This window comes from Pseudomonas sp. JV414, assembly GCF_032424305.1.
Taxonomy (GTDB): Bacteria; Pseudomonadota; Gammaproteobacteria; order Pseudomonadales; family Pseudomonadaceae; genus Aquipseudomonas; species Aquipseudomonas lini.
In genome coordinates this window covers 80636-100303 of record NZ_VYKC01000017.1, presented here as the reverse complement: position 1 = coordinate 100303, position 19668 = coordinate 80636, and the positions used below count along the sequence as shown (strand labels likewise).

Annotated in this window: 17 protein-coding genes; 13 read left to right on the top strand and 4 right to left on the bottom strand. The window is 59.9% G+C overall.

The features are described 5' to 3' along the window. Positions 1 to 77: 77 nt before the first annotated feature. Entirely contained in the window at positions 78 to 1991 is a 1914-nt protein-coding gene (locus F6R97_RS18245) for a sigma-54-dependent Fis family transcriptional regulator (RefSeq protein ID WP_038981366.1), read from the bottom strand. A gap of 391 nt (positions 1992 to 2382) precedes the next feature. Between F6R97_RS18245 and F6R97_RS18240 the strand changes: the two genes are divergently transcribed. The 13 genes from F6R97_RS18240 to F6R97_RS18180 all read left to right on the top strand — a co-directional run bounded on the left by F6R97_RS18240 (position 2383) and on the right by F6R97_RS18180 (position 17658). After that, positions 2383 to 3903, top strand: a complete 1521-nt coding sequence (locus F6R97_RS18240; protein ID WP_038981365.1) for an aldehyde dehydrogenase family protein — start codon at positions 2383 to 2385, stop codon at positions 3901 to 3903. 133 nt (positions 3904 to 4036) lie between these two features. Further along, positions 4037 to 5485, top strand: a complete 1449-nt coding sequence (eat, locus tag F6R97_RS18235; protein WP_038981364.1) for an ethanolamine permease — start codon at positions 4037 to 4039, stop codon at positions 5483 to 5485. Between the two features lie 51 nt (positions 5486 to 5536). Then, on the top strand, positions 5537 to 6931 hold the full coding sequence (locus F6R97_RS18230) for an ethanolamine ammonia-lyase subunit EutB (protein ID WP_048396432.1): 1395 nt from the start codon (positions 5537 to 5539) through the stop codon (positions 6929 to 6931). 8 nt (positions 6932 to 6939) lie between these two features. Further along, positions 6940 to 7764 carry an ethanolamine ammonia-lyase subunit EutC gene (gene eutC, locus F6R97_RS18225; RefSeq protein ID WP_161794733.1) on the top strand — a complete coding sequence of 275 codons (825 nt, stop codon included), beginning with the start codon at positions 6940 to 6942 and terminating at the stop codon, positions 7762 to 7764. Between the two features lie 112 nt (positions 7765 to 7876). After that, the gene (locus tag F6R97_RS18220; RefSeq protein WP_038981361.1) at positions 7877 to 8338 is read left to right on the top strand and encodes a GNAT family N-acetyltransferase; all 462 of its coding nucleotides are present in this window, start codon (positions 7877 to 7879) and stop codon (positions 8336 to 8338) included. Positions 8339 to 8663: 325 nt separating this feature from the next. Beyond that, on the top strand, positions 8664 to 9320 hold the full coding sequence (locus F6R97_RS18215; protein ID WP_038981360.1) for a DedA family protein: 657 nt from the start codon (positions 8664 to 8666) through the stop codon (positions 9318 to 9320). Positions 9321 to 9326: 6 nt separating this feature from the next. Next, a complete protein-coding gene (locus tag F6R97_RS18210; protein ID WP_048396431.1) occupies positions 9327 to 10139 on the top strand; it encodes a zinc-dependent peptidase in 813 nt (270 codons plus the stop codon). Positions 10140 to 10252: 113 nt separating this feature from the next. Beyond that, positions 10253 to 10780 (top strand): inorganic diphosphatase, encoded by a 528-nt coding sequence (gene ppa / locus F6R97_RS18205; protein ID WP_008052339.1) that lies wholly within the window; start codon positions 10253 to 10255, stop codon positions 10778 to 10780. Positions 10781 to 11017: 237 nt separating this feature from the next. Further along, positions 11018 to 11764: a helix-turn-helix transcriptional regulator gene (locus tag F6R97_RS18200; protein ID WP_038981356.1), complete on the top strand. Its 747-nt coding sequence runs from the start codon at positions 11018 to 11020 to the stop codon at positions 11762 to 11764. A 742-nt stretch (positions 11765 to 12506) separates the two neighbouring features. Next, a complete protein-coding gene (locus tag F6R97_RS18195; RefSeq protein WP_007894317.1) occupies positions 12507 to 12749 on the top strand; it encodes an exodeoxyribonuclease VII small subunit in 243 nt (80 codons plus the stop codon). After that, on the top strand, positions 12746 to 13633 hold the full coding sequence (ispA, locus tag F6R97_RS18190) for a (2E,6E)-farnesyl diphosphate synthase (RefSeq protein WP_038981355.1): 888 nt from the start codon (positions 12746 to 12748) through the stop codon (positions 13631 to 13633). The genes F6R97_RS18195 and ispA overlap by 4 nt, the downstream gene beginning before the upstream one ends. Before the next feature lie 91 nt (positions 13634 to 13724). Beyond that, a complete protein-coding gene (gene dxs / locus F6R97_RS18185; protein ID WP_038981354.1) occupies positions 13725 to 15623 on the top strand; it encodes a 1-deoxy-D-xylulose-5-phosphate synthase in 1899 nt (632 codons plus the stop codon). A 151-nt stretch (positions 15624 to 15774) separates the two neighbouring features. Then, on the top strand, positions 15775 to 17658 hold the full coding sequence (locus tag F6R97_RS18180; protein ID WP_315866895.1) for a TonB-dependent receptor domain-containing protein: 1884 nt from the start codon (positions 15775 to 15777) through the stop codon (positions 17656 to 17658). A 98-nt stretch (positions 17659 to 17756) separates the two neighbouring features. On the opposite strand, the gene F6R97_RS18175 is transcribed toward F6R97_RS18180, so the two are convergent. From F6R97_RS18175 to ribA, 3 genes are read right to left on the bottom strand one after another with little or no spacing between them, the layout of a single operon-like run. After that, positions 17757 to 18557 (bottom strand): cobalamin-binding protein, encoded by an 801-nt coding sequence (locus tag F6R97_RS18175; protein WP_050681913.1) that lies wholly within the window; start codon positions 18555 to 18557, stop codon positions 17757 to 17759. Then, positions 18557 to 18976 carry a hypothetical protein gene (locus tag F6R97_RS18170; protein WP_038981351.1) on the bottom strand — a complete coding sequence of 140 codons (420 nt, stop codon included), beginning with the start codon at positions 18974 to 18976 and terminating at the stop codon, positions 18557 to 18559. The genes F6R97_RS18175 and F6R97_RS18170 overlap by 1 nt, the downstream gene beginning before the upstream one ends. Beyond that, positions 18973 to 19590, bottom strand: coding sequence for a GTP cyclohydrolase II (gene ribA / locus F6R97_RS18165; protein ID WP_007906827.1), 618 nt, complete (start codon positions 19588 to 19590; stop codon positions 18973 to 18975). The genes F6R97_RS18170 and ribA overlap by 4 nt, the downstream gene beginning before the upstream one ends. Positions 19591 to 19668: the final 78 nt, after the last annotated feature.

Here is a 19668-nt window from a genome sequence, read left to right as displayed (position 1 = left end):
TCTGACACACCAAAATTGCAGGTTTTGGGGCCGCTTCGCAGCCCAACGGGGGCAAGCCCCCTCGCCACAAAAGCGGTTTACCGGGCGATCCCATGCTTACGCAGCTTTCTGTAGAGGGTATTGCGGCTGACGCCCAGCTGCTCAGCCGTGTGCGTCATGTGCCAGCGCTGCTGTTCGAGCACCGTCAGCAAGGCCAGCCGTTCGGCATCATCCAGCGGATACTCGGACGGTTCTTCAACCGCCGACGCCGTCACCGGCCGGGCCTGGCGAATCATCGCCGGCAAATCCTCCAGCCCGATCCGACCGCCGTCACATAGCGCCGCCAAAGTCCTCAGCACATTGCGCAACTGCCGCACATTCCCCGGCCAGGCAAAATCCAGCAAGGCCTGCCGCGCCGGCCCGTCGATCAATACCGTCTCCCCACCCGCCTCTTCGGCCAGCAAAAAGTCGAGTAACTGTGATTTGTCAGCGCGCTCACGCAGCGCCGGCAATGCGACCTCCAGCCCATTGAGCCGGTAATACAAATCCTCGCGGAAACTGCCGTCCTGCACCCGCTCAAGCAAATTGCGGTGGGTGGCGCTGATGATCCGCACATTGACCGATTCCGGCTCACCGCCAATCGGCACCACCTGACGGTCTTCCAGCACCCTTAAGAGACGGGTCTGCATGCTCAGCGGCATGTCACCGATTTCATCGAGGAACAACGTCCCGCCATCGGCCTGTTGCAACTTGCCGCGCATGCCTTCCTTGCGGGCACCGGTGAAGCTGCCGCCGCGATAGCCGAACAGTTCGCTTTCGATCAGGCTTTCGGGAATCGCCGCGCAATTGAGAGCAACGAAAGATTTTGCTGCCCGTTGACTGGCCTGATGCACGGCTTTGGCGAAGGCTTCCTTGCCGGAACCGGTTTCGCCGTTGATCAGCAACGGCACATCCCGTTCAAACACGCGCAAGGCCTTGCGGAAATCCTCCTGCAACGCGGCATCGCCCAGGCAAATGCCCGACAAGCGCGGACGCTCGGCAACCATCGGGCTTTGCACCACTGGCACCGGAATACTGCGCGGCTGCCCGCGCAACACGGCAAACAGCCGCCGTCCGTCACGGGTGCGCAATGGCCAACTGGCGCTGGCACTAGAGCTCGCGCGGCCGAGCAATTCATCCAGCGAGCAGTCGAAAAACGCCTCCACCGGTTTACCCAATAGTCCGCCACGAATATGCCCCAGCAAATTCAGCGCACTCTGGTTCACCGCACAGATCCGCCCTTCCCCGTCGAACGCCAGCAACCCTTCGCTGAACAGCCCGACAGATTCGGCCTGCAGGTGAAAACGCAGCAACCATTGATTGTCGAAGTAACGCAGGAAATAGCAGCTCTCGATCATCTTCGCCGACAGATTGACCAGGGCCATGGTGTGGAATTGGCTCTGCCGCGAAACCTCGTGACGCGCCGAAGACACGTCGAGCACCGCCAGCAGCTCGCCGTGCGGATCGAACACCGGGCTCGCCGAGCAGGTCAGGCCGGTGTGACGGCCACGAAAATGTTCGTCTTGATGGATGGTCAGGGACTGACGCTCCACCAGGCAGGTGCCGATGCCATTAGTGCCTTCGCAGGCTTCGCTCCAGTCGGCGCCCAGCCAAAGACCGGCGCGCTCGAAAATCTTCCGTTCGGTGGGCGCAGTGACGCAGTTGAGGATCACCCCGCGGGCGTCGGTCAGCAGCACCGCGTGGCCGGCGCCGGAAAGTTGCTGGTGGAGGCTGGTCATTTCGTTGCCGGCGATCTGCAGCACTTGCTGCAAGCGTTCGCGGCTTTCCAGCACGCGGCCATGTTCCAGCACCGTCGGCGCCATGGTCAGGGCCGGGTCGAGGTGATAGTCCTCAAGACAACGCAGCCAGGAACGGGCAATGGACGGATCGCTGCCGGGACCGTGCAGGTGGGATTTACCTTGGGTCACGGTCAGCACTTGCTGGGCATGGCGACTCAAATGGTTGTCGTGCATTTCTTATTATTCTCCCCGAGCGGTTTACATCCCCCTGTAGGAGCGAGGCTTGCCCGCGAAGAACGATAACGCGGTGCATCAGGCAAACCGCATCATGGCCTTCGCGGGCAAGCCTCGCTCCTACAGGGAGGGAGGTTCGAGCATCCTCCAGCCTGGCCTGCATTGCAATGCTGGCAAGACCCGCCAGTCACACGTTGTGCCACAAACGGTACAAAGTGTCACGGCGGCTGTACCGCAAGCGTCACAAACGCCACCCATCCGTCCGACAAAAAACACGCAAGGCCTTGATTTACCTGACCTGCAAGGCGCTGGCCCGACCTTTGCTCTACGCTTAATGCAGCGCTTTAGCGCGTCCTCCCTTATAAGCACAAAAGCCAAGGAGAAACCCATCATGCGTTACGCTCACCCCGGTACTGAAGGCGCTATCGTTTCGTTCAAGAGCAAATACGGTAACTACATCGGCGGCGAGTTCGTCGCGCCTGTCAAAGGTCAGTACTTCACCAATACGTCGCCGGTCAACGGCCAACCTATTGCCGAATTCCCGCGTTCCACCGCCGAAGACATCGAAAAGGCCCTGGACGCTGCCCATGCCGCCGCCGATGCCTGGGGCGCCACGTCCGCCCAGGCTCGCTCGCTGGTCCTGCTGAAAATCGCCGATCGCATCGAACAGAACCTGGAAGTGCTGGCGATCACCGAATCCTGGGACAACGGCAAGGCCGTTCGCGAAACCCTCAACGCCGACATCCCGCTGGCCGCCGACCATTTCCGCTACTTCGCCGGTTGCATCCGCGCTCAGGAAGGCAGCGCCGCCGAGATCGACGGCAACACCGTGGCGTATCACATCCATGAACCGCTGGGCGTGGTCGGGCAGATCATTCCGTGGAACTTCCCGATTCTGATGGCCGCCTGGAAACTCGCCCCGGCCCTGGCCGCCGGTAACTGCGTGGTCCTCAAACCGGCCGAGCAAACCCCGCTGGGCATCACCGTGCTGATGGAACTGATCGGCGACCTGTTGCCACCCGGCGTACTCAATGTGGTGCAAGGCTTCGGCAAAGAAGCCGGGGAAGCCCTGGCCACCAGCAAGCGCATCGCCAAGATCGCCTTCACCGGCTCGACCCCGGTCGGCTCGCACATCATGAAATGCGCCGCCGAGAACATCATTCCGTCCACCGTGGAGCTGGGTGGCAAGTCGCCAAACATCTTCTTCGCCGACATCATGCAAGCCGAAGAAACCTTCATCGAAAAAGCCGCCGAAGGCCTGGTGCTGGCGTTCTTCAACCAGGGCGAAGTCTGCACCTGCCCATCCCGTGCATTGGTGCAAGAGTCGATCTACGACGACTTCATGAAAGTCGTGATGAAGAAAGTGCTGTCGATCAAACGTGGCGACCCGCTGGACACTGACACCATGGTCGGCGCCCAGGCGTCCGAGCAGCAATTCGACAAAATCCTCTCGTACCTGGAAATCGCCAAGGGCGAAGGCGCCGAGCTGCTGACCGGTGGCAAGGTGGAAAAACTCGAGGGCAGCCTGGCGACCGGGTATTACATCCAGCCGACCCTGCTCAAGGGCACCAACAAAATGCGCGTGTTCCAGGAAGAAATCTTTGGCCCGGTGGTGAGCATCACCACCTTCAAGGACGAAGCCGAAGCCCTGGCCATCGCCAACGACACCGAGTTCGGCCTGGGCGCCGGTCTCTGGACCCGCGATATCAACCGCGCCTACCGCATGGGCCGCGCCATCAAGGCCGGTCGCGTGTGGACCAACTGCTACCACCTGTACCCGGCGCACGCCGCGTTCGGTGGTTACAAGAAGTCCGGCGTCGGTCGTGAAACCCACAAAATGATGCTCGACCACTATCAGCAGACCAAAAACCTGCTGGTGAGCTACGACATCAATCCATTGGGCTTCTTCTAAACGCCTGTCGCGAGCAAGCCACTTCCCCTGTGGGAACGGGCTTGCTCGCGAAGCGGTTGAACATTCAGCAGAAATATCTAGCGCCACCCCGGCAAAAACGCCGACTAAAAAACAATAAGAACAGGTGAACCCTATGCCTAGCGATCAAGCCAGCGCGCAGCCGGCTATCTCCTCGGTCGACTTCGAAAAAGTCGGCTCCGATTATTTCCAACAACGTGAACTGAAAAAAGGTGCGGCGGGCTGGGTCCTGCTGGTGGGCCTGGGTGTGGCTTATGTCATCTCAGGTGACTACGCCGGCTGGAACTTCGGTTTGGCCCAAGGCGGATGGGGCGGCATGTTTCTCGCCACGTTGCTGATGGCCACCATGTACTTGTGCATGTGCTTCTCCCTGGCCGAATTGTCTTCGATGATCCCGACCGCCGGCGGGGGCTACGGATTTGCCCGTAGCGCATTCGGGCCGTGGGGCGGGTTCCTCACCGGAACCGCGATCCTGATCGAGTACGCCATCGCCCCAGCGGCGATCGCAGTGTTTATCGGGGCGTATTGTGAGTCGCTGTTCGGCATTGGCGGCTGGATGATTTACCTGGCGTTCTACATCATCTTTATCGCCATTCACATTTTCGGTGTCGGCGAAGCCCTGAAGTTGATGTTCGTCATCACCGCCGTCGCGGCCTTGGCATTGGCAGTATTTCTGATCGCGATGGTGCCGCACTTCAATGTCGCCAATTTGCTGGACATCCCGGTGACCGAGGCCAAGGGCGCCAGCAGCTTCCTGCCCTTCGGCTATGTCGGCGTCTGGGCAGCCATTCCTTACGCAATCTGGTTCTTCCTGGCCGTCGAAGGTGTGCCACTGGCGGCGGAAGAGACCAAAAACCCGAAACGCGACCTGCCCCGCGGGCTGATCGGCGCCATGCTGGTACTGGTGAGCTTTGCCTTGCTGATTCTGGTCATCGGCCCTGGTGGTGCTGGCTCCAACGCCCTGCTGACCTCCGGTAACCCATTGGTCGAAGCGCTGACCAAAGCCTATGGCGGCTCGACCTGGATGGGCAGCTTCGTCAACCTTGTGGGCCTGGCCGGGCTGATCGCCAGTTTCTTCTCGATCATCTATGCCTATTCGCGGCAGATCTTTGCCTTGTCCCGTGCCGGCTATCTGCCGCGTAAACTGTCCGAAACCAACAAGAGCAAGGCGCCGGTACTGGCGTTGATCATTCCCGGCATCATCGGCTTCGGTCTGTCACTGACCGGCCAGGGCGACCTGCTGATTCTGGTGGCGGTGTTCGGCGCGACCATCTCCTATGTGCTGATGATGGCCGCACACATCACCTTGCGTATCCGTCGCCCCAAAATGGATCGGCCGTACCGCACGCCGGGCGGTATCTTCACCTCAGGCGTGGCACTGGTGTTGGCTTGCATCGCCGTGGTGGCGGGTTTTCTGGTGGATCCGCGGGTGGTGATTGGCGCCGCGATCATCTATGGAGTGTTAATTGCTTACTTTGCTTTCTACAGTCGGCATCACTTGGTAGCAGGCACGCCCGAAGAAGAGTTCGCGGCCATTCAGAAAGCTGAAGAAGCCTTGCACTAACGGCCGCAAATCCCGGCGCAGGCCTTGTCTGCGCCGTCACGGAGAATCTGTATGGCGAGTTTTGCTCACACGGTCGGCGCCCACACCTACCGCTTCGACAGCCTCAAGGACGTCATGGCCAAAGCCAGCCCGGCGCGCTCCGGGGACTTTCTGGCCGGCGTTGCCGCCCTCAATGATGGCGAGCGCGTGGCCGCGCAGATGGCCCTGGCAGACATACCGCTGACTCACTTCCTGCAGGAAGTACTGATTCCTTACGAGGCCGATGAGGTCACCCGGCTGATCATCGACACTCACGATAAACAGGCTTTTAAAGCAGTCAGCCACCTCACTGTCGGCGGCTTTCGCGATTGGCTGCTCAGCGACGCCGCCGACGAACAGAGCCTGCGCGCCCTCGCTCCGGGCCTGACCCCGGAAATGGCCGCCGCTGTGTCGAAGATCATGCGCGTGCAGGACTTGGTGTTGGTGGCGCAGAAAATCCGCGTGGTCACCAAATTCCGCGGCACTCTGGGCCTGCGCGGACGGCTCTCGACACGCCTGCAACCCAATCACCCCACCGACGAACCGGCCGGCATCGCCGCGAGCATCCTCGACGGTCTGCTGTACGGCAACGGTGATGCAATGATCGGCATCAACCCGGCCACCGACAGCATCGCTTCGATCTGCGCCATGCTGGAAATGCTCGATGCGATCATCCAGCGCTATGAAATTCCTACACAGGCCTGCGTGCTGACCCACGTCACCACCTCCATCGAGGCGGTGAATCGCGGCGTTCCGCTTGACCTGGTGTTCCAGTCGATCGCTGGTACGGAAGCGGCCAATGCCAGTTTCGGCATCAACCTCAACGTCTTGCAGGAAGGCTATGACGCGGGCTTGAGCCTGAATCGCGGCACGTTGGGCCAGAATCTGATGTACTTCGAGACCGGCCAGGGCAGCGCCCTGTCGGCCAACGCCCACCACGGCATCGATCAACAAACCTGCGAAACCCGCGCCTACGCCGTGGCACGCCATTTCAAACCGTTTCTGGTGAACACCGTCGTAGGCTTCATCGGCCCGGAATACCTCTACAACGGCAAACAGATCATCCGTGCCGGGCTCGAAGACCACTTCTGCGGCAAGCTGCTGGGTGTGCCCATGGGTTGCGACATCTGTTACACCAATCACGCCGAAGCCGATCAGGACGACATGGATACCCTGCTGACCCTGCTGGGCGTGGCCGGGATCAACTTCATCATGGGCATTCCCGGTTCTGACGACATCATGCTCAACTACCAGACCACGTCGTTCCACGATGCTCTCTACGCCCGGAAAACCTTGGGCCTGAAACCGGCGCCGGAGTTTGAACAGTGGCTGGCGAACATGGGCATCTTCACCCAGGCAGACGGCAAAATTCACTTCGGCGACAACCTGCCGCCGGCCTTCCGTCAGGCCATGGCGCAACTGGGATGAGTATTGAGATGGATAAACCACCTGTCGACCCGCAAAACCCGTTGCTGGAGCTGCGCCGCCTGACCCCGGCACGTATTGCCCTCGGTCGCACCGGCACCAGTATGCCGACCAGCGCGCAGCTGGATTTTCAGTACGCCCATGCACAGGCCCGGGATGCGGTGCACCTGCCGTTCGACCACATGGGGCTCAGTTCGCAACTGGCCGAGCGCGGACGTGAAAGTTTGCTGCTGCACAGCGCCGCCACGGACCGGAACAGCTATCTGCAGCGCCCTGATTTGGGGCGAAAGTTGAGTGATGAGTCGGCGCAGACCCTGCGCGACTACGCGCTGAGCCATCCTGGTGGGATCGATTTGGCCGTTGTGGTGGCTGATGGCCTCTCGGCATTGGCCGTTCATCGCCATACCTTACCGTTTCTGGCGCGCATAGAAGAGCAGACAGCCGCTGAGGGTTGGTCCCTGTCACCGGTGATCCTTGTGGAACAGGGCCGAGTCGCGGTGGCCGACGAGATTGGCGAGCTGCTCGGCGCCAAAATGGTCGTCATATTGATCGGCGAACGCCCCGGCTTGAGCTCGCCAGACAGCCTGGGGCTGTATTTCACCTATAATCCCAAGGTCGGACTAACGGACGCCTATCGCAACTGCATCTCGAATATCCGGCTCGAAGGCTTGAGTTACGGCATGGCGGCACACCGTTTGCTGTATTTGATGCGCGAAGCTTGTCGGCGGCAGTTATCGGGGGTCAGTCTGAAGGACGAAGCCCAGGTTCAGACGCTGGAGTCGGATAATGGTGCAGACATGAAAGGTAATTTCCTACTGAGCCCGTCGGCTACCTGAACCGTTTCCGCATTGCGTTTCTATTCAGGTTTCAGGCAGGATCGATGCACGGCCGCCAGGGTTTCCCGTCGCCGTCACCACGTAAGACAGCCACTTGAAGACGAGACCTACCATGCGGATTATTCAAGCGACCCTCGAACACCTCGACCTGCTGACCCCGTTGTTCGTCAAATATCGTGAATTTTACGGTTCCTTGCCGTATCCAGACTCGTCCCGGGCATTCCTCGAGAAACGCCTGCGGCGCAAGGAATCGGTGATCTACCTGGCCCTGGCCGATGACGACAACAACAAACTGATGGGTTTTTGTCAGTTGTACCCCAGTTTTTCGTCTCTTTCGCTTAAACGCGTATGGATCCTCAACGACATCTACGTCGCCGAAGACGCCCGCCGCCAGTTGGTGGCCGACAACCTGATCCGCACCGCGAAAAAAATGGCCAAAGAAACCAATGCCGTGCGCATGCGCGTTTCCACCAGCAGCAATAACGATGTTGCGCAAAAAACCTATGAATCCATCGGGTTCAAGGAAGACACCGAGTTCAAGAACTACGTGTTGCCGATCAGTGACGGGATTTAAGCACCTTGGCAGCGAGGCAGACTTCTGTGGCGAGGGGGCTTGCCCCCGTTCGGCTGCGCAGCCGTCGTAAATCACGCCGGTCGGATCAGGAGCGCTTCGCACTCCAACGGGAGCAAGCCCCCTCACCACAGTGGATTGTGCAAAGCCAACAGACCTATGGTCGACCCATCGACATCCCCCGCTACAAACTCGACGCGTTTTTCACTTGTCACCCCGTATAATGCCCATTCTTCCGGCTCGTAAGAAAAATCACACTTAGCTGTAGTCTTACGCGAAGCCATCCGCACAGGCCTGCAGAGTCGGGCCATCACCACAGGTGCTTTCCATGGATTTCAACCCTATCGACCTTATCCTGCATCTCGATGTTTACCTCGACATGCTGGTGACTAACTACGGGGCATGGATTTACGCCATTCTGTTTCTGGTGATCTTCTGCGAAACCGGTCTGGTGGTGATGCCATTCCTGCCGGGCGATTCTCTGCTGTTCATCGCGGGCGCCGTGGCGGCCGGTGGCGGCATGGACCCGGTGCTGCTGGGCGGCCTGCTGATGCTGGCGGCGATTCTCGGTGACAGCACCAACTATGTAATCGGCCGCACCGCTGGCGAACGGCTGTTCAGCAACCCGAACTCGAAAATCTTTCGCCGCGACTACCTGCAACAAACCCACGACTTCTACGACAAGCACGGCGGCAAAACCGTGACCCTGGCGCGCTTCCTGCCAATCATTCGCACCTTTGCCCCGTTCGTCGCCGGCGTTGGCAAAATGCCTTACCCACGTTTCTTTGCCTTCAGCGTCCTCGGCACCATCCTCTGGGTGGGTGGCTTGGTCACCCTCGGTTATTTCTTCGGTAACGTACCGTTCATCAAGAAAAACCTGTCGCTGCTGGTGGTGGGCATCATCCTGCTGTCTCTGCTACCGATGATCATCAGCGTGATCCGCAGCCGCCTCGGTCATGCCGCGTCCAAAGCCGAACCCCGCTGACTCACGATGTGGTCCCTTAGCGCCTGGCGACGCCAGCGCACCCTGACCAGGCATCCGATTGCCGACGACATGTGGCAACGGGTGCGCCATCACCTGAGCTTTCTCGATGGTCTCAGCGCAGCCGAAGACCAATGGCTGCGTGAAGCCTGCGTGCTGTTCCTGCAAGACAAACACTTGACCGCCCTGCCCGGCGTAGAACTTCACCAGGAACAACGCCTGCTGCTCGCCGCCCAGGCCCAATTGCCGCTGCTGCATCTGGGCGATCTGAACTGGTATCAGGGCTTTCACGAAATCATCCTCTACCCCGACGATTTCCTCAGCCCCCAGCGCCATCGCGATGCCAGTGGCGTCGAACACGAATGGGACGGCGAACACAGTGGCGAAGCCTGGCCACAAGGCCCGATCATCCTCGCCTGGCCGGGCGTGATGGCCAGCGGTGGCTGGGAAGGCTATAACCTGGTCATCCACGAACTCGCGCACAAACTCGACATGCTCAACGGCGACGCCAATGGCCTGCCCCCGCTGCATGCCGATATGCGCGTCAGCGACTGGGCCAAAGTCATGCAAGAAGCCTATGACGACCTCGATCGGCAACTGGACCGCAACCCTGACGCGCAAACCGCCATCGACCCGTACGCAGCGGAAAACCCCGCCGAGTTCTTCGCGGTCACCAGCGAATACTTCTTCAGCGCCCCGGATTTGCTGCACGAGGCTTATCCACAGGTCTATGAGCAGCTGAAGCTGTTTTATCGGCAGGATCCATTGGCCCGACTGCGGCAACTTCTGGCAGAGAACCCTGTCTATCAGGCACACGACTAAGGTCTACACGACCTCTGGCACATAGCAACGGTGGCGGAATATGCCTATAATCGCCGCCACTTTTTGGTCAATCCGGCCAAGTGTTTTTGGTCAACTAACGGGGGCACCGCCCAATGAGCTACAGCAAGATTCCGGCTGGCAAAGACCTGCCGAACGACATCTACGTCGCGATCGAGATCCCGGCCAACCACGCGCCGATCAAATACGAAATCGACAAAGACAGCGACTGCCTGTTCGTTGACCGTTTCATGGCCACCCCGATGTTCTACCCGGCCAACTACGGTTACATCCCGAACACCCTGGCCGACGACGGTGATCCCCTCGACGTGCTGGTCGTGACCCCTTACCCGGTTGCTCCAGGTTCGGTAATCCGCGCGCGTCCAGTCGGCATCCTGAACATGACCGACGACGGCGGCGGCGATGCCAAAGTGATCGCGGTTCCACACGACAAGCTGTCCCAGCTGTACGTCGACGTGAAGGAATACACCGATCTGCCACCTCTGCTGATCCAGCAGATCGAGCACTTCTTCGCGAACTACAAAGATCTCGAAAAAGGCAAATGGGTGAAGATCGAAGGCTGGGCCGGCGCAGATGCCGCCCGCGACGCGATCACCAAGTCGGTTGCTGCCTATAAAGGCTGAGAAGCTGCGGTAAGCTTCTAGCTGCGACGGTTGAAGAAGAACCCCGGTTGATCCGGGGTTTTTTGTGGGCGCTCCGCCCAGATACTGACCTTTAACGGTACGTGGAACGCTTCTTGGCTTTGGTGTTTTCCTGTTTAAATTCCACTAAAAGCGCCTTACATCCAGTCTTAAATTTCCCTCGAAATTTGAACGGATCGTTTATTCAAACCCCCATCCTGCGCCAGTAAACTCGTGTTTATGAAAAAGAACACTAGCGGCCCACGGTTTAAAGCGCTCCTTGAAGCAGCGAAAATCACAACCACAGGATTTGCCGTTTTCTTCGACACGGAAGCGCAAAATATCCACAACTGGTACACCCGAGGTGTGCCCGCCTACCGCATGGAAGAGGTCGCCAGACTACTGTCTGTAAACAGCGACTGGCTGAAAACCGGCGAAGGCCCGAAAGAGTCCTCACGCCTGCGCGTGCTCGACGAGGCCGGCAATACCTTCGATGCCCAGGCCATCCGTGGCATTTACACGGTGATCGAACCCATCGACGTAGAGCTGCCCTTCTACAAAGAAACAGCCACCGCCCCGGGCTCCAACAAAACTCACGTCGTCAAAGACCCCAGCCAATCCATCCGCCTGCCACGCGGCCACCTGGACTCCCTGGAAATAAACCACGCCGACGCTATTTGTACCCACATGATCGGCAACAGCATGGGCGAAAAGATAGAAGACGGTTCGACGCTTGCGATCGACCGCGGGCTGACTCAGGTTATTGATGGGGAGATTTATGCGATCGAGCATGACGGGATGTTGCGGATCAAATACCTGCATCGGATGCCAGGGAATGCGCTGCGGTTGCGCAGCTATAACAAAGCCGAATATCCAGACGAAATCTTCAATGCCGAGCAGATCGACAAGCAGAACATCAGGGTATTGGGATGGGTATTCTGGTGGTCGACGCTCAATAAACGCCGGCCGTCTGTGCCCTTTCTGTAATCAACCATGGCGAGGGGGCAAACCCCTGTAGGAGCGAGGCTTGCCCGCGAAGGGAACGCCGCGGTCCGCCAGGCAGACCGCGTCATCGTTCTTCGCGGGCAAGCCTCGCTCCTACAGGGGCTTGCCTCGTCAGCTGCTACACCTCAGCGCAATCCCTCTATCCCGCATACCAAGCTGGGAATTTCTCAAAAAAATCAGTATGCTGCGCCCCACATTTGCGCATCGACTCTTCTTCAGGCTCAGATCGCACCGACAAGGCAGATGACTTTCTCGCCAAGTCCCACAGCCGGACGCAAGATCCGGGTGTACGTTTTGAAGGCTGGCGCGGTTTACCAAAAATAAACCAAGCCAGTCCCCGAGAAGCCGGCCACAAGCCGGCTTTTTTAATGCCTGAAAGATATGCTTTGACCTGCAGCCCATTGCAAATGGGTAGAGTCCAGACCGCGATATTGCGCGATTCAGTCGCACCCGGACGTGGGGCGACACCTGTCGATGGCTGGCCGGTGAGCCGAACAGACGTCATATTCGGCTCACTATATGAGCCGAATAGCATTTTTAATCGGCTCATCCCAGTTCTACTATCCCGATTACTCAACACATTAATCATGATCGACACAGCCCCCTCGCCACGGAAGTCACATTCACCCCCAAAACTCGTTGGCCGAAACACCCCGCTCATTTGCCCATAACCCCTATGTCTGCTAGTGTCGCGCCGGTTTAACGTCAACCGGAAATAGCCGCCATGGCCCGCAAAAAAGCTGCACTGGATTTCGAACAATCTCTCGCTGACCTGCAAACGTTGGTGGAGCGTCTGGAGAACGGCGAATTGTCGCTGGAAGACTCGCTGACCGCTTTCGAGCAGGGCATCGGTCTGACCCGCGATTGCCAGGCGGCGCTGGCTCAGGCCGAGCAGAAGGTTCAAGTGCTGCTCGAGCGTGATGGTGAGCTGGCCGAGGAACCCTTCGACGCGGATCAGCCAGAATGATTGCGGCGTATTCGGCGACCAGCCAGGCTCGCGTCAATGCTGCACTGGAAACCCTGTTCAACGCGCCAGGGCCTGAGCTTGCCCGTCTCTACGAAGCCATGCGCTACAGCGTGATGAATGGCGGCAAGCGTGTGCGCCCGCTGCTGGCTTACGCCGCGTGTGAAGCGCTGGGCGGCAAGGCCGAGCAAGCCAACGGCGCGGCCTGTGCGGTGGAGCTGATCCATGCCTATTCGCTAGTGCACGATGATTTGCCGGCCATGGACGACGACGATCTGCGTCGCGGCCAGCCGACTACGCATAAGAAATTCGACGAAGCTTGCGCGATTCTCGCTGGTGACGGTTTGCAGAGCCTGGCCTTCAGCGCCCTGCTCGACCCGCGCCTGAGCAGTTGCGACGCCGAAACCCGTCTGCAGATGGTCAGCGCCTTGGCGTTGGCGGCGGGCCCGGCGGGCATGGTCGGCGGGCAAGCCATCGACCTCGGCTCGGTGGGCCTGAAGCTCGATCAAAAAGCCCTTGAGTACATGCATCGGCACAAGACCGGCGCGTTGATTGAAGTCAGCGTCAAGCTAGGTGCCCTGGCCAGCGGTCATGCCGCGAAGGACGAACTGAAGTCCCTGCAGAGTTATGCACAGGCCATTGGCTTGGCATTTCAGGTCCAGGACGACATTCTTGACGTCGAAAGTGACACCGAAACCCTCGGCAAACGCCAAGGCGCCGACATCGCCCGGGACAAGCCGACCTACCCGGCCCTGCTCGGTCTCGACGCGGCCAAGGCTTACGCCCTGGAACTGCGCGACCAGGCCCTGCACGCGCTGCGACCGTTTGACGCGGCGGCCGAGCCATTGCGCGATCTGGCCCGGTACATCGTCGATCGCCGCAGCTGACGGCGTATCTGCCAAAAAAAACCAACGCGTGGGCAGGGGGCGATGCATCAGGTAAACTGCCGCATCTTTTATACCTATAACGATTCGCCTGATGCCCACGACGTTTCATGAGATTCCCCGCAAGCGCCCGACCACGCCCCTGCTCGACCGTGCCAACACGCCGGACGGCCTGCGCCGGTTAGGCGAAGCCGAGCTGGAAACCCTGGCTGATGAGTTGCGCCTGGAATTGCTCTACACGGTCGGTCAGACCGGTGGGCATTTCGGTGCCGGCCTGGGCGTCATCGAGCTGACCATCGCGTTGCATTACGTCTTCGACACCCCGGATGACCGGCTGGTGTGGGACGTGGGTCATCAGGCCTATCCGCACAAAATCCTCACCGGCCGTCGCGAGCGCATGGGCACCCTGCGCCAGAAGGACGGCGTTGCCGCCTTCCCGCGTCGTTCCGAGAGCGAGTACGACACCTTTGGCGTCGGCCACTCCAGCACCTCGATCAGCGCAGCGCTGGGCATGGCGATTGCCGCCCGCCTGCAACACAGTGATCGCAAGGCGATTGCAGTGATCGGCGACGGCGCACTGACCGCCGGCATGGCTTTCGAGGCGCTGAACCACGCGCCGGAAGTGGACGCCAACATGCTGGTGATCCTCAACGACAACGACATGTCGATCTCGCGCAACGTTGGCGGGCTGTCGAACTATCTGGCGAAAATCCTTTCCAGCCGCACTTACGCGAGCATGCGCGAAGGCAGCAAAAAGGTCCTGTCGCGTCTGCCCGGCGCCTGGGAAATCGCCCGTCGCACCGAAGAATACGCCAAAGGCATGCTGGTTCCCGGCACGCTGTTCGAAGAGCTGGGCTGGAACTACATCGGCCCGATCGATGGCCACGACCTGCCGACTCTGGTTGCCACCCTGCGCAATATGCGTGATCTGAAAGGCCCGCAATTCCTGCACGTGGTCACCAAGAAAGGCAAAGGTTTCGCTCCGGCGGAAGTCGACCCGATTGGTTACCACGCCATCACCAAACTCGAACCTGTGGATGCTCCAGCCGCGGCGCCGAAGAAAGCCGGCGGGCCGAAGTATTCCGGTGTGTTCGGTGAATGGCTGTGCGACATGGCCGCTGCCGATCCGCGCCTGGTCGGGATTACCCCGGCGATGAAGGAAGGCTCCGATCTGGTGGCGTTCAGCGAGCGCTTCCCGGAGCGTTATTTCGACGTGGCGATTGCCGAGCAACACGCCGTGACCCTCGCCGCCGGCATGGCCTGCGAAGGCGCCAAACCGGTGGTGGCGATCTATTCGACCTTCCTGCAACGCGCTTACGACCAGCTTGTGCATGATGTGGCGGTGCAAAACCTCGACGTGCTGTTCGCCATCGACCGCGCGGGCCTGGTGGGCGAAGACGGCCCGACGCACGCGGGTAGCTTCGACCTGTCGTTCCTGCGTTGCATCCCCGGCATGCTGGTGATGACCCCGAGCGACGAAAACGAACTGCGCAAAATGCTCAGCACCGGCCATCTGTACAACGGCCCGGCGGCGGTGCGTTATCCGCGCGGCACCGGCCCCAATGCGCCGATCGCGAAAGACCTCGAACCGATTGAAATCGGCAAGGGTGTCGTCCGCCGTCAGGGCAGCAAAGTCGCCCTGCTGGTGTTCGGCGTGCAATTGGCCGAGGCACTGAAAGTCGCCGAGAAGCTGGATGCGACCGTGGTCGACATGCGTTTCGTCAAACCGCTCGACGAAGCACTGGTTCGCGAAATCGCCGGCAGCCACGAGTTGTTGGTGACCGTCGAAGAGAACGCAATCATGGGCGGTGCCGGTGGCGCGGTCAGCGAGTTTCTCGCCCGCGAAAACATCCTTAAGTCGGTGCTGCACCTGGGCTTGCCGGATGCCTATGTGGAGCACGCCAAGCCTGCGCAAATGCTGGCTGAGTGTGGGCTGGATGAAAGCGGGATCGAAGAAGCGGTGCGTCAGCGCCTGCAGCTGCTCAACTTGTAAACCCGATCCTCTGTAGGAGCTGCCGAAGGCTGCGATCTTTTGATCCTGATCTTTGGCGGCTCCAAACCTGAAAAAACAGAATCAAAAGATCGCAGCCTTCGGCAGCTCCTACGGGGGGTTGTGTCGTATCTGAATTCGCCTCGGATAATCCATGAAACTCTCCCCTTTTGCCCTGACGCTGACGCTTCTGCCGGCCGGCCAACTCTTGGCCGACACCTTCGAACGCGACCAGGCCCTGAAACTGCCCGACGTGTTGATCAGCGCTAACCGTCAAGTCGAAGCGCGCAACGACAGCAGCGCTGCCAACACGGTGTTCACCCGCGAAGACATCGACCGTCTGCAACCGAGCAGTGTCACGGATCTGCTACGCCGGGTACCGGGCGTGCAGGTCGGGCAAACCGGTGGGCGTGGCAGTCTGCCGGGGGTCTACATTCGTGGTACCAAGTCGGCGCAAAGTCTGGTGCTGGTCGACGGCCAGCGCATCGGCAACTCGACCTCCGGCGACAGCAATCTGCAACACATCAACATCGAACAGGTCGAGCGCGTGGAAGTGCTGCGTGGTTCGCGTTCAGTGATTTACGGCAGCGATGCGATTGGCGGGGTGATCCAGATCTTCACTCGCCGTGGCGACGAACAAGGCCTGCAACCACGCATGCATGTGGGAGTGGGCAGCAATCAGACCTGGGAGCGCAGCCTCGGATTGTCCGGCGGCGACGCGCAGACCCGCTTCAATCTCGGTGCCAGCCTTGATGAAACGTCAGGCATCAATCGCACGCACGAGTCTTATCCCAGTGATGGCGACCACGACGAATACCGCAATAAATCGGTCAGCTTAAGCCTGAGTCACACCCTCAACGACGACATCGAAATTGGCGCCAACCTGCTGGATAACCAGGGCAAAAGCGCATTCGACAACCCGTTCGGCCGCTTCGACATGAACACCTTCGAATCGGTCCAGCAGCAGCCCTACAGCGAGTTCTCTGTGAGCAGCGTCAGCAGTTATGTCGATGCGCGGATCAATGACCAATGGAAGACCCGCGTCGAGTTCGGCCACAGCGAAAACCGCGAGAAGACGCTCGACAAGCTCAGCGACGAGCGCAGCGTGTTCAACACTTACCGCGATTCGGTGAACTGGCAAAACGACCTGACCCTGGATGAACGCAACAGCCTGATCCTCGGCGGCGACTGGTACGAAGACCGAATCAACAGCAGCACAGCGTTCGACGAAGACAGCCGCTGGAACCGTGCAGCGTTTATCCAGCATCGCTATCAGACCGACAGTTTCTCTACCGAACTGGGCCTGCGTCGCGACCAGAACCAGCAGTTCGGCAGCCAGAACAGCTGGAGCGGCACGTTCACCCTGCCGCTGAACCCGGACAACGATGTGCTGCTGACCTACAGCGAAGGCTTCCGCGCACCGACCTTCAATGACCTGTACTACCCGGACTTCAGCAACCCTGACTTGAAGCCCGAAACCTCGAAAAGTTATGAGCTGCAATGGCGCAGTCAGCTGACGCAGAACAGTCGCCTGGAAGCCTCGCTGTACCGCACCGATCTGGAAGACGCGATTATTTTCGGCAGCAACAACCGCCCGGCTAACGTCGCTTCGGCGCGAATCAATGGTTTTGAAGCGGTCTTGAAGCAGGAGCTGTTCGGCTGGCAGAGCAACCTCGGCGTGGCGATCATCGACCCGCGGGATCGCGACAGCGGCCACACCCTCGCCCGTCGTGCACGACGGACTTTGAGCCTGGATCTGGATCGGCAATTTGATCGGCTCGGCTTCGGTGCCAGTTGGCAAGCGGTGAGCAGCAGTTATGACGACGAAAACAACCAGCAGCCATTGGGCGGGTATGCGTTGTTGGGGTTGCGTAGCAGTTGGGCGCTGAATCGCGAGATCAAGCTGGAGTTGAAGGTCGATAACCTGCTGGACAAGAGCTACAGCCGGGCGTTGTACAGCCATGATGGCAGTCAGTATGGGTATCGCGAGGAAGGCCGGGCGTGGATGTTCGGGGTGACCTGGACGCCGGGGTTTTGACCGTGTTTGAGCCGGCCTCATCGCGGGCAAGCCCGCTCCCACAAGGATCACACTGAACCTGTGGGAGCGGGCTTGCCCGCGATGAATGCGCCTCGGTCTTAATGGTCGGGCGCGATCAACTGGCACAGCTTGGCAGTCGCTTCGATCATCTGCCCGCTCGGCCGCTCCAGGCCTTTGTCCGTCACCAGCAGCAATTGCCCCTGCGCCACCGCCGTCACCTGAGGCCAGCTCTTCCATGCGTCGAGTTGCGCCTGATCACTGGCCAGAATCACCTCGGGATTGCGCTGCAACACTGCCTCCACACTGACCTGCGGAGCAGGCTGCGTCAGGTCGGAAAACACATTACGCGCCCCACAAACCTGCAGCGCATCACTGATGATCTGCCCGCCGCCCACGGTGTACAGCGGCCGATCCCAGACTTGATAAAACACCCGTAACGGCTCATCCCTTCGATAGCGTTGGCGCAGGGAATCGAGTCGTTGACGCAGATTTTCGGCCACTGAAATGCCACGCTCCGCTCTGCCGAGTTGTGCAGCGATCACTTCAATCTGGGCGGTAAGTTGTTCGAGGTTGTGAGGTTCGGCGACAAAGGTGGGAATGTTCAGCCGTTTGAGCTGCTCACGCTGAGCCGGCCCCACACTGCCCGGCCAGAGCAGCAGCAAATCGGGCTTGAGGCTGAGCAGTCGTTCCATGTCCAACTGGCCGTAGCTGCCAACGGAAGGAATGTCTTTGAGTTCAGCGGGACGTTCACCGGCATCCAGCACACCGACCAGCAGGTCAGCCGAGTTCAGCTCAACGACGATTTCAGAAAGCGACGGTGCCAGACTGACAACCCGCTCGACCGCAGTCGCCGAACCGCTGACGGCCAGCAGCAACACCGCCAGCCAGACGCTGCGCATCAGCCGAGTTGACGCGGGATACGGTAGAGGTAGAACAGCACCGCGGTCGACAGCGCCAGCAGCACCAGCGGCACAGCTTCAAGCCCGACGAATACCGCCACTGCACCGGTCCAGGCAGGCAGGCCGGCGACCAGAAACGCGGCACGGCGTTTTGCGGCCAAGGCGATCCAGGCGGCGGGTTCTTCAGGGGTATCGAGGGCTTTCTGGGTGGCGATCAGGGCGTGCTTGTAGCCACCAAAGAACTTCAGGCTGACAAACATCGAGGCCACACCGGCGATGAACAATGGCATCGCCAGCACCGGCAGAATCGCCTCGCTTTGGCCGAATACCCCGTTGATCACGAACAGCGGCACCAAGGCCAGCGCCAGGTATTGCCACCAGTTGACGGACAGTCGCCGCCGTACCTGACCGCGGGTCACGCCCGGTCAACCTCGCCCTGATGCTCGTTGCCCATCATATGGTCGAGCTTGCTCGCCTTGGTCGCCAGGTAGAGTTTGTTATGCGGGTTGTGCCCAGTGTGCAGCGGTACGCGCTCGGCAACCACGATGCCCATGTCGGTCAAGGCTTTGACCTTGCGTGGGTTGTTGGTCATCAGACGCAAGGACTTCACGCCCAGGTGCTCCAGCATCGGCAGGCACATGGCGTAGTCGCGCTGATCGGCGGCGAAACCCAGACGCTCATTGGCTTCAACGGTATCGGCACCGCCGTCCTGCAATTCATAGGCGCGGATCTTGTTCAACAGGCCAATGCCGCGACCTTCCTGACGCAAGTAGAGCAACACGCCACGGCCTTCACGGGCGATTGCCTGCAAGGCTGCCTCGAGTTGCGAACCGCAGTCGCAGCGCTGGCTGAACAAGGCATCGCCTGTCAGGCATTCGGAGTGCAACCGGCCGAGTACCGGAGCACCGTCAGCGAACTCACCCAGGCTCAGCACCACGTGCTCGCGCCCGTTCTCTTCATCGAGAAAGCCATGCATGGTGAATTGCGCAAAAGGCGTTGGCAGCTTGGAAGCGGCGACAAAAACGACAGGCACCGGTGTGCTCCTGATCTATATGTACTGAAGATTCGCAGAGGCGGCATTGTAACAGCACGTTCCTGCAGACGCTTAGGC